The sequence below is a fragment of the Alteromonas sp. M12 genome, from assembly GCF_037478005.1.
GTDB classification, from domain to species: Bacteria; Pseudomonadota; Gammaproteobacteria; order Enterobacterales; family Alteromonadaceae; genus Aliiglaciecola; species Aliiglaciecola lipolytica_A.
The window spans coordinates 4,417,542-4,432,211 of record NZ_CP144164.1; the positions used below are offsets into that span (position 1 = coordinate 4,417,542).

Genomic DNA, 14,670 nt, shown 5'->3' on the forward strand with positions numbered 1-14,670 from the left:
CACATTATGCAGCAAATTAGTGATATAACACCGCTTAGAGAAATACGCAGAAAATGGCAAAACGATGGTAAAACCATTGCGTTTGTCCCCACCATGGGAAATTTACATAAAGGGCACTTACACCTTGTCGAGCAAGCCAAAAAGCATGCAGACATAGTGGTAGTGTCTATTTTTGTCAATCCATTACAATTTGGACCTGATGAAGACTTGGCCGCATACCCACGCACTATGCAACAAGATATGGCCGCATTAGAAGCCTTAGGGGTAGATGTCCTTTTCACCCCAAAAGCAGAAGATATTTACTCTCGAGGTTTGGAAAAGCAGACTTTTGTAGAAGTGCCCGGCTTGTCCTATATGATTTGTGGAGCGAGTCGTCCCGGCCATTTTCGTGGTGTGGCCACCATAGTGTGTAAATTGTTTAATATGGTACAACCAAACATGGCGTTTTTTGGTGAGAAAGACTTTCAGCAATTACAGGTGATTAAAGCCATGGTCACTGACTTATCAATGAACCTACAAATCTACGGTGTACCAACGGTTAGAGAGGATGATGGCTTAGCAATGTCGTCACGCAACAACTATCTAACTGAGTCTGAACGAGCAAAAGCCCCAGCACTATATAGTTGCTTACAGAAATTGAGTGAAAACATTCAACTCGGGCGACGAGATTTCAGTAATTTGATTCAGCAGTACACTGAAGAACTTAACAATGCAGGATTGAAAGTAGATTATATTGATATTCGTTCCGTGGAATCATTATTGAGTCCCGGCCATGAAGAGACCGAGTTGGTTATTTTGGCAGCCGCATTTTTAGGAAAAACCCGCCTGATCGATAATATTCAAGTGACACTTGAGTAAAATAGAACTAACCAACAGATCTTTTTGACGGTAAAAGAGCTTGATTCTCAAGCTCTTTCCAAGTTTCTGTACGCTTCGCAATATCCAACTGTTCTTCTAATATATTTACCAGATCTTGGTCAGTGGTTAACGGGTTAGCTAATACTACGCGAAATACGGTGAGAAGCTTGGTACCGTAATTTTCAACCGTTAAGCGTGTTCGAGAAACAAAGGATTTACCCGCTTCACGCTGTTGCTTTTGAACTGTGACATTTAATCTGTCCAACATTTCACTTTCGATATCACCATGAGCGTTCACCATGGCTGGTTTTACCCGATAAGTTAAAAGTGACAGAGTAGGTGCAGTAATCAACTCAAAATTATCATGTTGGTCAATCAGAGAGGCAAAACGTTGGGCTTTTTCGATACTTTGGTCAATGAGTAACTCATATCCCTCACGACCGAATATATTAAACGCCGAGTAAACCATCATTGCCATGCCGTTACGCGAACCTTCTAATGTGGTCGCACCTAAATCTTTAGAGCCGGCTCGTAAAATATATTGTGCGTGATGTCGCACCGCATTACTGTCTTCAGGATTTTTAAACACCACAACACCTGCCCCCATAGGAACATACATTTGTTTGTGAGCATCAAGGGTGACTGAGTCTGCTTTGTGTATACCTTTGAGTTTCATTTTATTGCGGTTGGAGAATAAGGTTGCTCCTCCCCAGGCGGCATCCACATGGAAGTGACAGTTTAATTCTTTGGCGACATCGGCCAATTCATCTAGGGGATCAACGTGGCCTGTTTCTGTGGTGCCCGCAATCCCAACAATGGCTAATAATTTGTTTCCACGCTGTTCAAACTGTCGTCCTACTTTCAATGCGTCTTCAGGGGATAAACGTTGACTTTGGCTATCGACGGTCAGCATTTGCTCACGTCCTAAACCTAGAATATCTACGGCTTTAGAAAGTGAGTAGTGTCCTCGCTTGGAAGAGAGAATCCCCATATTGGCATAGCCATAATGTTTTAAACCCGCGGCTAAGCCTTGTTTTGCAACGCCTCGAAAATTTCCGTCGGCAGCTAACGCTTTGTTACGAGCGACCCAGAGCGCGGTAATATTGGCAATGGTTCCACCTGAGCAAAATGCGCCAAGAGAATGTTTTGCACTGTGCAAATGGGTTTTATAAAAAGATTCTGACTCGTTATAAACCAATTCATGCAACATGCCGACAACTTGACGCTCCAAAGGCGTAAACGCTTTGGAAGTTTCAATTTTTACTAAGTTTTGATTCAACCCCACCAGCAGCTTTGCTAAAGGTAAGTGGAAGTACGGCAAAGCAGACGTCATATGCCCAATGAACGTTGGAGCATAAGTATTCACTGAATTGGCGACAACTTTTTCTAACAGCACCTCTGCATGTTTAGAGACAAATTCAGGGGATTCAGGCACTTTGTATTCCTGAAAATTTTGCTCAATATCTTCAAGAGATTTCGCGGTAGTTACAACATGTTGGGAAAGAAAATCCGACAGATTATCTGACAAATGCTCTTCTATTTGCGCGAGTTTGGAATCTTTACCTTCAGGCTTGGTAAATACACGGAACATATGCTCCAAACTGGCAGTCGCTTTACCCACTCGTTGTAACCTCATATGAAAACTTTCAGACGCGGACTTTAGCGCAAATCTGCCACTTCGCCAAATATAAAGCATCCTAAGTTAATAAAAAGTACAGTTTTTTAACAAATCTCAGGAAGTTTCATTTTCTGAAAGGAAAAAGTGGTGCTATTGTTGTAATTCCGAGCAAGCCTTATTTATTGATTAAAATAAACCGACGCTCAGAAGTCATAATGCTGTAACGAGGACAATTATGCACATACAAGAAGTCACGGATAATTTTAGTCTGGATAGAATAGTTCCTTTTTTCCAACCTATAATGGACATATCTCAAGAAACGGTTTGGCGTTTTGAATGCCTCGCCAGATTAGTCACTCCAAGTGAACAAACCTTTCTGCCAAGTGAGTTCTTACATGTTATTGAACAACAAGAGTCCGTTGTACAATTGACTGAAACGATTTTGAATCGTAGTGCAAACTATTTTAGAGATCTAAACGCGGCATGGAACATCAATATCAACAAACAAGATATGCTCAATCCAGATTTATTCAATACACTATCAGAAGCGCTTCACGACTACCCTAATCCTAAACGGGTTGGCTTGGAGTTAACGGCTGCTGTAGTGCTTGAAAATATAGATGATTTCCAGTCTTTCGCTGCCCAGTGTCGCAGGTTAGATATTGCCATATACATCGATCACTTTGGTGCTACACCAGGCAATATCAACAGCATCTTAAATCTGCCGGTTAACGGTATAAAGATAGCTGGCGGACTGATTTCTCAGTTAATGGAAAATCAACAAACCTATGAATTTGTAGAACACTTTACGGGTCTGGCAAAAGAGAAAGAAATAAGTGTTGTAGCAGTGCATGTGGAAACTTGGGCAACCTTAGAAAAGTTAAAAGAATTAGGCATTCGATATGCCCAAGGCTACTATTTTAGCGTTCCAAAACCGAATTGTTAGACTGAGGTTTATCCGCTTAAAATCAACAAACAGCGCCGCGAACTAAATAACGCGGCAGCCTAATCAATTACAGGTGACTAACAACCTGCCAACTTTGTTGCCCACTGGCCCAATATTTTCGCTCAAACGGGGTTTGTGGCTCAGCGCTATGATAAGGACTCACAGCGGCCGACTTACCCGCAGTATTTAACGCAACCGCAAACTCTTGGATGTAAATTTGCCAATTACTTCTCACCTCTAATATTCCACCCAGTCCAACTATGTCTTTAAATGCAGCGCAGGCATGCCACCTTCGCTGCACCTGAGATGATTTGGGGTAGGGGTTGGGATACAGTAAAAAATGATGGCTCAATTGCCATTGGGCAGAATTAGCCAAGCGCCAAAAGTCATTCACATCCGCACGTACTACTAAATAATTAGGCGCTTTATCGCTGTAATGAACATGTTTATTGGTACGCAATTCAGACTTATCAATTCCCACCACTAACGCATCCGGAAACTGCGCGGCAATGTGCGATGTGCTTTCACCAACACCGCAACAAGAATCAAAAATCAAAGGCTTTCGCAATTCAGGGTCCACTTGCAAACGCCACTTTTTCACATCTTCGAACGCATCCAAAGTATGCTGATTAAAGGGTTTTTGACTAGTGTTGGCTAGATGTCGACGCACCAACTCAGACACTTTTTCATGGGGTCCAAGCTGGTTGCTACTAATACTTCGCGAATTACCTGTATGCATAATAACTGTATCTTTAACCTTGCTTTAGATTTAACTTCGAATGCCGACACCGCGATTAATTAGTTGATATGCAATGGTGAATAACAACAAGTTAAAACCGACTAACAAGCCTAACGATAACATATAGTCGACATCTGAAACGCCGAGAAAACCGTACCTAAATCCATTAACCATATACACGATTGGGTTGGCTTTACTCACCCACTGCCAAAATTCTGGTAGCAAGGTTAGCGAATAAAAAACACCACCTAAGTAAGTTAATGGGGTAAGAACAAAGGTTGGTACCATACTGATATCGTCGAATGTTTTAGCGTAAACCGCATTAATTAAACCTGCCGTGGCAAACAAAGAGGATGTCAGAATAAGAGTAACGATGATTATCGCTAAATTGTGGATTTGAATATCCACAAAGAACATCGAGACCGTAGTGACAATAATACCAATCAGTATTGCCCGCGCCACACCGCCACCAACAAACCCTAGAACAATAATCCAACTAGGCACCGGCGCTACCAGTAACTCTTCAATATTACGTTGAAATTTGGCACTAAAAAACGAGGAACTCACATTCGCATAAGAGTTGGTGATCACCGACATCATAATTAGACCCGGTACAATAAACTCCATATACGAAAAACCACCCATTTGGCCAATACGCGAGCCAATCAAGCTTCCAAAGATAACGAAGTACAAAGACATGGTAATCGCTGGCGGCACTAGGGTTTGAATCCAGATCCGCAAAAAGCGAGTACATTCTTTAATCCAGATAGTGCGTAAGGCTGTGAAATTGCGATTTGCCATTATGCTGCTCCTGCCTGTTCTTTTCTGCCTTTTTCGACCATTCTGACGAATAACTCTTCTAATCGGTTGGCTTTGTTGCGCATACTCAAAACTGTTACTCCTTGGTCAGTCAACTGACGGAATACATCGTTCAAACCAACGTCTTTGTCTACATCCACTTCAAGTGTATGGTCGTCAATATTGCGAAACGCAAAACCTTGTAAAGTGGGTGGTTTTGATTGAACAGGTAAATCCAGTACAAAGGTTTCCATACTCAATTTAGATAAAAGAGCCTTCATACTGGTATTTTCAACAATAATGCCTTTATCAATGATGGCAATATTGCGACACAGCATTTCCGCTTCTTCTAAATAATGAGTGGTTAAAATGATGGTGATACCTTGCTCGTTAATTTCTTTTAGAAAGGTCCACATTGAACGGCGAATCTCAATATCAACGCCGGCTGTGGGTTCATCAAGAATCAACATTTTGGGTTCGTGCATCAATGCCCGCGCAATCATTAAACGACGTTTCATACCGCCAGAAAGCTCTCTTGCCGGCTCATTGCGCTTTTCCCATAGATCCAATTGCTTAAGGTATTTTTCGGCCCGTTGTTTGGCAATACTGCGAGGGACACCATAATATCCGGCCTGATTGACCACAATTTGGTAAAGGGTTTCAAATTGATTGAAGTTAAACTCTTGCGGCACTAGACCTATACAGGATTTGGCTTCAACCAACTCAGTATCGACAGAATGACCAAATACGTTTACCGTTCCAGTAGACTTATTGACTAACGAACTGATCACACCAATGGTGGTAGATTTACCTGCGCCATTTGGGCCTAGTAAAGCAAAAAAATCTCCCTCGGAGACTTGTAAATTGATACCCTTTAAAGCCTGTGTACCACCCTTGTAGGTTTTTGTCAGACCAGAAATGTCTAAGGCTTTCATAGCGCTTCCCATTTAACTTTTTATTTTATTTTGGTGAACCTAAACGCCTGCTAATCGCAAACTTAACGGAGGTTCAATCGATCGAATTTGATATAACCTGAAGGAGAGAGAGTCAGGTCAACTTCGAATATGCTGTCATTTTGCCATATTTCAAGTGTGAATAAACAATTAAAGCGTTTTTTAATGACGCTTTATCGTCACTTTGATGCAAAGGTTTACAGCCTGAAACTACAGGTGTTACCTTACCAAAATCTGCAATATTAACGTATGAATAGGAACAACATGAGTTACGAAGAATACGCAATTGGCGTGCCTGGTCAACCTTGGGGCGATGCTGAAAAAGCGCAATGGTTGAATAACCAACAAGTCAAACGGGAATACAAGGTTGAGGTATTGGCAAAACTAGAAGACTTAAAAGGGTCCTTTAAAGTACTTCAATATGGCGCGCTGCCCTATGACCAAGAGCGTTACCCTCTGTTTGCGATCAAAACTAAAGCGTGGAACGACGACAAACCAAGCATTTTAATTACCGGTGGTGTACATGGTTACGAAACTAGCGGTGTACAAGGAGCGATTCGGTTTGTTAAAAGCAAAGCAAAAGCCTATGAAGAGCACTTTAATTTTGTGGTTTTACCTTGCTTAAGCCCTTGGGGTTATGAAACCATTAATCGCTGGGACCCAAAAGCGATTGATCCAAACCGTTCGTTTTATCCTAATTCACCTGCCCCTGAAGCAGCGCTAGCCATGGATTATGTACAAGGCTTGCAACTAGACCTGTTAGCCCATTTTGATCTGCACGAAACCACTGACACAGACAACTCTGAATTTCGTCCGGCACTGAGTGCAAGAGATGGTATTCATCAGGATGTGTGGGATATTCCTGATGGATTTTATGGGGTTGGAGACAGCAACAATCCGGCTCCTGAATTTCAAAAAGCGGTGATAGATTCGGTAGAAAAAGTCACTCACATTGCGCCCGCTGATGCCGATGGAAAACTCATTGGAACGCCAATGGAACAACGGGGAGTAATTAATTATGACAAACGTAAACTATTCTTATGTGGTGGCTTTTCGGGCGCTAAGTATGTCACCACTACAGAGGTTTACCCGGACAGCCCGAAAGTCGACGACGAAAACTGTATTCTCGCCCAAGTAGCCGCAATCACCGGTGGTCTAGACTACTTAATCAAGCAAATGTAATCTAGTTCTAGGCATCAATTTTCAAAGCCCGCACCACGTATCGCAGTTCAGGATTAGGTGCGGCGCTGTTGAACGGATAACAGGTAATCAAAGTTAGTTCATCATCGATACCAGACTCGGTTAAATTAATCTGATTTTGATGAGCAATCCGCACTTCCAATACTTCATACTGACTAACGTTATTTACCGTTTCTGTGGTTATTACATCGCCAATTTTAATCTCTTGTAACAACGCGAAGTGGGTATCACGGTGCCCCGTAATGACCGCATTACCCGGCTCCCCAGGAAAAGGCGTACTGCTCATATGACCAGGGCCAAATGCCATCACCCTGCCTGTTGCCCCCGCTAAAACATACAAACTTTGGTCAGCAATATTGAGCTTGGCAACAGGCCAAGTATCAGCCCATGCCCAAGGAGCTATTTTTTCACCACTGTGTAGCGACTCAACCCAAGCATCTTCAATTAAATATTGTGCTAACTGTGCTTTGGCATGGATATAGCCGCTGGATGCAAACAAGTATGCACTCAGTACAAAACACAGACTCGCCCATTTATAACGCCAAACGATATTCAGCACTTTTCGTCTTAACGGTGCCTTGTGAAAATGACCATACATAATCCAACCCCCATAAGTAGTAACGCTAACATCCATTGTAATTGGGCCGCTGTTGCGGTTTGCGGTAAGGTACCCAGCGTCCTTTTAAGTCCTTTGGGTAAATGCGATTTAAGCTGTGCATCCTTACTTGTATTTTGCGCAGTAGGAGTTACATCCACGGCAACCAAACTGGTCATTTCGCTGACCAAATGATGGGCCATCGCCACTTGTTCAATTTGTTTGTTCATTTCATCGTAATCTTGTCCCAACATTTTATCTCGGCCTAATTGGGCAATCTTGCGCCTCGCCCAAAGCACATTTAAACCGGTTTCGCTGCCGCCATTTTGTAAAGACAAAGCCGTCTGCCAATGTTGATTTTTCAAGGATCCAGTGACAATTAAGTTATCCACAGCTTCAGCCCCACGATAACTCACCATAAGCGGCTCACCTTTATATAAATCGGGTAAATTACGGGGATAGACCTCAACATTTTGCGAAAAGCTCATCATCAAATCAGTTAACAATGGATGGGTCAATTTCGTAAATAAGTTCTGCATCTGTTGTTGCACTGAATCAGTAGAGCCAATATAGGTAAAGGTACCTTTTCCCATCCGCGCCGCTTCAGTCATAAAAAAGCTATTCGGAGCTGAACCAATCCCAACCGTGAACAACCTGCTTTGTTGCAAATTATCTTGAATGTATTCAAACAAGCTTGCCTCGTTACCCACCGAGCCGTCGGTGATAAAAATAACTTGGCGGATGCGACTTTCAGTTTCTTTAAAAGCAGCGCTTGGACTCTGCTGACCTAACGCTAATTGCAGCGCTGACAACATTTCGGTGCCACCATCGGCGCTCAAATTCGCAACATATTCTACAGCTGCCGATTTACTGTTAGTGTTAGCAACTTTGGGAGTGGCCCACATTTTCCTCGCCGTTGAATCAAACTCAACTAAATTAAAAGTGTCACTTTCTGGCAATTGTTGAATGGCATATATGAGCGCTTGTTTCGCTTGCGGCATTGAGTCTCCTGACATTGAGCCAGATGTATCAATCACAAAGATAACTTCCCTAGGCAAATTCAAGGTTTCAGTATCCCCATCAGGTGGCATCAACATCACCATGCCGTAAATGCCCTCTTCGGTACGCTGCACAAAGTGTGCAGCCTTAGGACTTTGATTAGCTTCTGGCTGCCAACTCAGTACAAAGTCTTGATTGGCTATCATGTTTTGCTGTAAGGATATTTCGTAAACTCCGGCTTTTTTCTCTAATTGATGAATGGGGTGGAATTTGCTTTCAATATTTTGCAACGCAAAGCCTGTATTTAGGGCGATATTGATAGCCACTTTATGCATCGGCTCAGGTTCTTGTGCCTGGTTATTCGAAGGAGGGTTTTCCTTGTAGACTGGCGGTGTCATGCCCCAACCGCTATCAGCAACCGCTTGAGTCCCTGCATCTAGATTCAATTTAGGTAAGTACCTTGGTGTTACCGTTGTTGGAAATCGTAAACTAAAGGTATTGTTTTCATAAGCTACCGCTTGTTGGTATTCAATAGTCACTTTAATCGACTCACCAGGGCCTATATTTGCCACTGAATTCTTAAATAAATTAGGTCGCTGCTGCACCAACAAACTGGCTTTTTTTCCTTCTCGTTTCGCTTGTTCGTATATGGCTTTGGCTTTCTGTTTAGGATGAATCTGCCCCACAATTCGCCGCTCGCCAATTCGCATTTCCAAATGATCTACAGCGGCGTTCTCGGGTAGCGGGAACACATAAATACCATTCACCCATTCATCACTGGTATTAGTAAACGTCTGTGTCACTTTAGCCCGAGCAATTAAGCCGGTAATATTCATGTCTACTCGCGTATCTAAAAGCGGTGACAACAAATACCCTTGCTCTCCCTGTTTTTGTAAAAACAAACTTCCCTGTTCAACTTGTTGATAATCATCTACATACACAGATGAGTTAGCACCATCTACAGATTCATAGGACACATCTATTTTGAACCTAGATTGGCTAGTGGATGGCTCATCGGTACTTTCATCCTTGAAAAAGGGCGTTGCATATTGCACCGCACCTAAGATAAAAAGTAGCGAAAGGACGATGACAAATCTCAGACGCTTAATCACTGTCGCTCTCCTATAGGTTTGATGCAGTCATCGATTGTTGACCTTCAGCAACTCGAATTAGCACTCGACGATCAAAGAAGAAGTCTTCGTTGTTAGCTTCGGCCGAGACTGGCTGCGTTTCACCGAAAGACAAAGTAAGTACTTGCTTATCATAAACCCCCTGAGATAAAAGATAGTCTTTAACACTCACTACGCGCTGTTCAGACAATGCTTGATTGAAAGAGTCATCACCACGGCTGTCAGAAAAGCCCGACAAGCTGACCACTAAATTAGGGTTATTTTTTAATCCTTGTGCAACTAAATCTAACTGCGGTTTAAAGTGCGACTCGAGTACATAGGACGCCGTTCGGAATTGAATATTTGATTCCATTTCTTGCATCACTCGCTCAATCTCATTATCCATGGCAACCAATTGCACTTGGTTTTCTTGTTGCGCCTGTTCATATTGCTGTTGTAACGCGATTAACTGAGCTTCTTGACGAGCAAGTTGTTCTTGTTGTTGCGATAGTTGGGCATAGCTTTTCGTCAATTCGCTTTCACTTGCCTCCAGCGCATTGTCACTGTTTACATCTTCGGCAATCATCACCCCAAAAAGACCACCAACTATTGCACCAACCGGCCCCGCAACCAATGCACCTGCCACCGCACCAGACCCAAAACCAATGGCTCCATTAGTTTGCTCTTCTGTTGTTCTTGATTTGGAAACCCCGTCTGCAGCCAAAACATTTGTCGAAAGACTTAAAGCGATTGCGGTAAGTGGAAATAAAATACGTTTTTTCATAGTTGTTCTCCAAAAGAGTAAGTTGTTTTAGTTTGTGTTGTTTCGATGGAGTCTATTTAAGCGGGACTTTCTGTCATCAAATGCAGGCAAAAATGGCAATGTGGTGAGCAAATGTGGCGAAAAAATGGAAATTGCATTTATTCAGCTAAAAGGCCATGGGCTGAACAAATTTTTGCGATATAGTTGTTATCACTAAACAGAAACAGTTAGAAAAAGCGGTAAATTGATGTCAAAACGTATTGCCATAGTCGAAGATGACCCAGCGATTAGAGATAATTATGCATCGGCGTTGCAAAAACAGGGCTACGAAGTATTTACTTATGCTAGTCGTATTGATGCAGAGCAGGCCTTTATGCAGCGATTACCTGACTTAGCTGTAGTCGATATTGGCTTAAATGAAGAAATAGACGGCGGCTTTATGTTATGTCAGCAACTTCGTTCATTATCGAAAACCCTACCAATCATCTTTTTTACCGCTAGAGACAATGATTACGACACAATTTGTGGTTTACGCATGGGTGCCGACGACTATCTAACCAAAGACATTAGTTTGCCTCATTTACTGGCTCGCATCGCCGCCTTGTTCAGACGCACCGAACTACTCAATCAACCGCAAGTTGCTACTGATTTGATCGAGTCTGGTGCCTTACTAATGGACAGCAATAGAATGACCGTTAGCTGGCACGGTCAATCCATAGAACTAACCGTGACTGAGTTTTGGATGTTACATGCCATTGCCAAATATGCTGGCCATGTGAAAAGTCGCCAACAACTTATGGATGAATCAAAAATGGTCGTTGATGACACTACTATTACTTCGCATATTAAGCGTATACGTAAGAAGTTTATGCAATTAGATGCCGAATTCGATCGCATTGAAACCGTCTACGGCATGGGCTATCGCTGGAAATCTAGTTAGTTTATGAACCGTCTTCGCTTTGGCATCCGCTTAAAACTTTTATTACTGTCGTTATTTCTATTTACCATTCCATGGTTGGGGTATCAGTACGTGTGGGAATTGGAAAGCTACCTGCGCACCGGTCAGGAACAGACAATGGAAGGCACCGCCCGAGCAGTTGCTACAGCGCTACATGAACGACCAACATTATTTGATAGCCAGTCATCTTATTTGCAAGATGTAAAACCCGGAACGGATCTTTACGCCCATAAAATTGTTGATCCAATACAATTAGACGGCCAGCTAGATGATTGGGTTGATTATCGCCACTTATCTTTGCACTACGCAGAAATGCAGTTAATCGAACAAAATGTATTTTATGATCCCGAGAGTTTCTATTTTGAGCACATGGTCGGGCAATATAATAAGTATCTGTATGCCATGTTTGAGGTGGTGGATGATCACTTGGTTTATCGCCCCAAAAATAGTCTTAGAGTCGATAGAAATGACTATTTATTAATAGCGGTAACCGATCCCCAAGGAGAATTCAGACGATATATTGTCGCGCCCCAGCAGTCTGGTTGGGTAAACGCCTATTTACTTGATGAAAACCCTGAATCTTTGCGTCCTCTATCATTGGAAACCGCTATCCAAGGTAACTGGCAGGAAACTGAAAATGGTTACAACATAGAACTGCGTTTTCCATTAGAAATTATGTCCAGCAAAATTGCCTTTGCTATAGCAGATGTGGACGATTTACAAAGCCGAGAACGTAAATATATTATTGGCACTGCCAATCCTAACCAATCCGATTCTTTAGGCACTGTACTAGTTCCCTCCCCTGAAATTGAGAAGATTTTAAAAGGTTTAAAATACTCTAATGCTAGAGTTTGGGTAGTGGATAAACACATGCGTGTGCTCGCCCGCTCGGGTTCGATTCAAGATGCAACTGGCGTGCGTATTGCTCCCAAACCGCGAAAGCGCGATACACTCTGGCATCGAATTGAACAAGATTGGTTATTCCCGCTGTATTATCAAATACTCACAAAACCGCCAGCAGGGTTCGTTGATGAATTGGAAAATGCCTATGCACTGAAAGGCCAAGATTTAGCCAAAGCATTAACGGGTACGGCTAGCTCTCAGTGGCGCTTATCACCGGACAACAAAGCCGTAGTGTTATCTGCAGCCCACCCAATATTTATCGATGAACAAGTGATGGGAGCTGTGGTAGTTGAGCAGACTACCCACGGTATCCGCACCCTAAGAAACCGTGCACTAGAACAGCTATTCCACGTGATAATTGCCGTGGTATTTTTAGGCACCGCAGCGCTGTTTTTATTTGCATCTCGGATCTCGTTTCGGATCAGTAAACTGCGCAACGAGACTGAATCTGCAATTGATGAAAACGGTAAAATCTTGGGGAATATTCCCCGTTCCAATACCCAAGATGAAATCGGTGATTTATCTCGAACCTTTCACAGCGTTTTAGACAAATTACAACAATATAATCATTATTTGGAAAATATGAGTTCCCGCTTATCCCATGAACTACGCACCCCTGTGGCCATTGTTAAATCGTCATTAGAGAACTTATCCATGGAACAAAATAACGGCAATGACGAACAGGAAAAACAGCAATATATTGAACGTGCACAATCAGGCATTCATCGCCTCAGTAAAATTCTCAGCAACATGAGTGAAGCCACTCGTCTGGAACAAGCGATTCAATACAGTGAAAGAGAAAATTTTGAGTTATCCGAATTACTCATGGGTTGCACAGAAGGTTATCGAATTGCTTATCCACAAAATAAATTTGCTTTAAATACCCACAATTTGATTAAAAATTTAAATGGCTCGCCTGAATTGTTTGCACAAATGCTAGATAAAATAATAGCTAATGCCGTGGAATTTAGCCCTGTACACAACACAATAATGTTATCGTTGATGGAAAAAAATGGCTATATGGAGCTGACCATCGCCAATACTGGGCCCAAATTGCCAGAGAATATGCATGAACAGTTACTCAACTCCATGGTTTCGGTAAGAGATCACCAAGTTAATCACGAAACACACTTAGGCTTAGGCCTTTATATTGCCAAAATCATCGCTGAATATCACAAAGCAAAAATCAATATTCAAAACCGTGAAGACGAAAAAGGTGTGGAAGTGGTTATCCGCCTGTAACAACTGGTTTTAGCCTCAAAGGATATTATCGCTTAACCTAAAACCACTTATGATTCTTGCCTTGCTCAATAAACCACGCCAAGGCTTTAGCTGATTTATGCTTTTCCCATGCCATATACACAGGTACCGCAGGACGGTGCAAAGATGTGGCTTTCGCCACCAAGTCTCCGCTATCCAATTGTGATTCAATTAGATGAAGAGGTAAAAATCCAATACCTAAACCTTGCACTTGTGCATCGCGCTTAGCCATCATATTCTGAACCCTGATCACTTGTTTACTTTCAAATAATCCACTTGAACGTTCTGGCAAATTGCGCGAACTGTCGGCTACAACAATTGCGGGATATTGTTTAATATTCTGGCCTTCTAATATTCCGATAAAATCCGCCAACGGATGCTTTTTAGCCACAACAAACACAAATTCAATTTCGCCTATTTGATGCACAGCATAGGGTCCTTTGGGTAATTCCCCGGTGACTCCAATTGCCAAGTCACAACGGTTTGAATATAGCGCATCCCACCCACCAGCTAACGCTTCTTCAATTAGCGTAATTTCAACTTGTTTATCTAAACAACAAAACCCTTTAATCAGCTCAATTACGGGTTTATTCGGCATAATTGTATCTTTGGCAATCGTCAGTTGGGTTTCCCAGCCAGACTCCACTTGTTTCACTTTTTCTTCGAGTCGTTCGGCCGCATCAAGAATCCCTTGACCTTCATTCAGCAATATCAGGCCAGCCTGAGTTAAAGTCGCGCGTTTGCCACTGCGATCAAAGAGTTCCACCCCCAGTTCTGACTCCAACTTTTGCATTGTGTAAGTGAGTGCAGACGGCACTTTGAATAATGCTTTGGCCGCTTCAGAAAAACTGCCTTTACGCTCAATTGCGTGCAACACTCTTAGCGATTCCAATGAAATTGCGTGATGCATAGTGTAGGTTCCTTAAACGCAAAAAAGAGCCTGAGGTATTACCTCAAGCTCTGATGTAATT

13 protein-coding genes are annotated in these 14,670 nt (G+C 42.5%); 5 read left to right on the forward strand and 8 right to left on the reverse strand.

Annotation, left to right across the window (positions count from 1 at the left end):
- Window positions 1-6: 6 nt before the first annotated feature.
- Complete coding sequence (panC, locus tag VUI23_RS19015) at window positions 7-858, forward strand: pantoate--beta-alanine ligase (protein ID WP_216049168.1); 852 nt, start codon at window positions 7-9, stop codon at window positions 856-858.
- 7 nt (window positions 859-865) lie between these two features.
- Here the strand turns inward: panC and panP are convergent, their stop codons facing one another.
- Window positions 866-2,494, reverse strand: coding sequence for a pyridoxal-dependent aspartate 1-decarboxylase PanP (gene panP / locus VUI23_RS19020; RefSeq protein ID WP_342805448.1), 1,629 nt, complete (start codon window positions 2,492-2,494; stop codon window positions 866-868).
- 217 nt (window positions 2,495-2,711) lie between these two features.
- Here panP and VUI23_RS19025 point away from each other — a divergent pair, with 217 nt between their 5' ends.
- Window positions 2,712-3,422, forward strand: a complete 711-nt coding sequence (locus VUI23_RS19025; RefSeq protein ID WP_216049170.1) for an EAL domain-containing protein — start codon at window positions 2,712-2,714, stop codon at window positions 3,420-3,422.
- A gap of 67 nt (window positions 3,423-3,489) precedes the next feature.
- On the opposite strand, the gene VUI23_RS19030 is transcribed toward VUI23_RS19025, so the two are convergent.
- From VUI23_RS19030 to VUI23_RS19040, 3 genes are read right to left on the reverse strand one after another with little or no spacing between them, the layout of a single operon-like run.
- Window positions 3,490-4,161 (reverse strand): SAM-dependent methyltransferase, encoded by a 672-nt coding sequence (locus VUI23_RS19030; protein WP_342805450.1) that lies wholly within the window; start codon window positions 4,159-4,161, stop codon window positions 3,490-3,492.
- Window positions 4,162-4,191: 30 nt separating this feature from the next.
- Window positions 4,192-4,962, reverse strand: a complete 771-nt coding sequence (locus VUI23_RS19035) for an ABC transporter permease (protein WP_216049172.1) — start codon at window positions 4,960-4,962, stop codon at window positions 4,192-4,194.
- Entirely contained in the window at window positions 4,962-5,894 is a 933-nt protein-coding gene (locus VUI23_RS19040; protein ID WP_342805452.1) for an ABC transporter ATP-binding protein, read from the reverse strand. The genes VUI23_RS19035 and VUI23_RS19040 overlap by 1 nt, the downstream gene beginning before the upstream one ends.
- A 282-nt stretch (window positions 5,895-6,176) precedes the next feature.
- Here VUI23_RS19040 and VUI23_RS19045 point away from each other — a divergent pair, with 282 nt between their 5' ends.
- Window positions 6,177-7,094 (forward strand): M14 family metallocarboxypeptidase, encoded by a 918-nt coding sequence (locus VUI23_RS19045; RefSeq protein ID WP_342805454.1) that lies wholly within the window; start codon window positions 6,177-6,179, stop codon window positions 7,092-7,094.
- 7 nt (window positions 7,095-7,101) lie between these two features.
- Here VUI23_RS19045 and VUI23_RS19050 read toward each other — a convergent pair whose 3' ends face one another.
- Genes VUI23_RS19050 through pdsO form a run of 3 tightly spaced genes read right to left on the reverse strand, consistent with a single transcriptional unit; the run spans window position 7,102 to window position 10,599 of the window.
- Entirely contained in the window at window positions 7,102-7,710 is a 609-nt protein-coding gene (locus VUI23_RS19050) for a class GN sortase (RefSeq protein ID WP_216049175.1), read from the reverse strand.
- Complete coding sequence (locus tag VUI23_RS19055; RefSeq protein ID WP_342805456.1) at window positions 7,680-9,818, reverse strand: marine proteobacterial sortase target protein; 2,139 nt, start codon at window positions 9,816-9,818, stop codon at window positions 7,680-7,682. The genes VUI23_RS19050 and VUI23_RS19055 overlap by 31 nt, the downstream gene beginning before the upstream one ends.
- Window positions 9,819-9,828: 10 nt before the next feature.
- A complete protein-coding gene (gene pdsO / locus VUI23_RS19060; protein ID WP_342805458.1) occupies window positions 9,829-10,599 on the reverse strand; it encodes a sortase-associated OmpA-like protein PdsO in 771 nt (256 codons plus the stop codon).
- A 226-nt stretch (window positions 10,600-10,825) separates the two neighbouring features.
- Here pdsO and pdsR point away from each other — a divergent pair, with 226 nt between their 5' ends.
- Entirely contained in the window at window positions 10,826-11,518 is a 693-nt protein-coding gene (gene pdsR, locus VUI23_RS19065) for a proteobacterial dedicated sortase system response regulator (RefSeq protein ID WP_216049178.1), read from the forward strand.
- A 3-nt stretch (window positions 11,519-11,521) separates the two neighbouring features.
- Complete coding sequence (gene pdsS, locus VUI23_RS19070; protein ID WP_303501864.1) at window positions 11,522-13,681, forward strand: proteobacterial dedicated sortase system histidine kinase; 2,160 nt, start codon at window positions 11,522-11,524, stop codon at window positions 13,679-13,681.
- A gap of 37 nt (window positions 13,682-13,718) precedes the next feature.
- Here pdsS and VUI23_RS19075 read toward each other — a convergent pair whose 3' ends face one another.
- A complete protein-coding gene (locus VUI23_RS19075; protein ID WP_342805460.1) occupies window positions 13,719-14,609 on the reverse strand; it encodes a LysR family transcriptional regulator in 891 nt (296 codons plus the stop codon).
- Between the last annotated feature and the right edge of the window lie 61 nt (window positions 14,610-14,670).

Coding starts and splice junctions, on each gene's coding strand:
- panC (WP_216049168.1), top strand. CDS start 7: ATGCAGCAAATTAGTGATATAACACCGCTTAGAGAAATACGCAGAAAA.
- panP (WP_342805448.1), bottom strand. CDS start 2,494: ATGAGGTTACAACGAGTGGGTAAAGCGACTGCCAGTTTGGAGCATATG.
- VUI23_RS19025 (WP_216049170.1), top strand. CDS start 2,712: ATGCACATACAAGAAGTCACGGATAATTTTAGTCTGGATAGAATAGTT.
- VUI23_RS19030 (WP_342805450.1), bottom strand. CDS start 4,161: ATGCATACAGGTAATTCGCGAAGTATTAGTAGCAACCAGCTTGGACCC.
- VUI23_RS19035 (WP_216049172.1), bottom strand. CDS start 4,962: ATGGCAAATCGCAATTTCACAGCCTTACGCACTATCTGGATTAAAGAA.
- VUI23_RS19040 (WP_342805452.1), bottom strand. CDS start 5,894: ATGAAAGCCTTAGACATTTCTGGTCTGACAAAAACCTACAAGGGTGGT.
- VUI23_RS19045 (WP_342805454.1), top strand. CDS start 6,177: ATGAGTTACGAAGAATACGCAATTGGCGTGCCTGGTCAACCTTGGGGC.
- VUI23_RS19050 (WP_216049175.1), bottom strand. CDS start 7,710: ATGTATGGTCATTTTCACAAGGCACCGTTAAGACGAAAAGTGCTGAAT.
- pdsO (WP_342805458.1), bottom strand. CDS start 10,599: ATGAAAAAACGTATTTTATTTCCACTTACCGCAATCGCTTTAAGTCTT.
- pdsR (WP_216049178.1), top strand. CDS start 10,826: ATGTCAAAACGTATTGCCATAGTCGAAGATGACCCAGCGATTAGAGAT.
- pdsS (WP_303501864.1), top strand. CDS start 11,522: ATGAACCGTCTTCGCTTTGGCATCCGCTTAAAACTTTTATTACTGTCG.
- VUI23_RS19075 (WP_342805460.1), bottom strand. CDS start 14,609: ATGCATCACGCAATTTCATTGGAATCGCTAAGAGTGTTGCACGCAATT.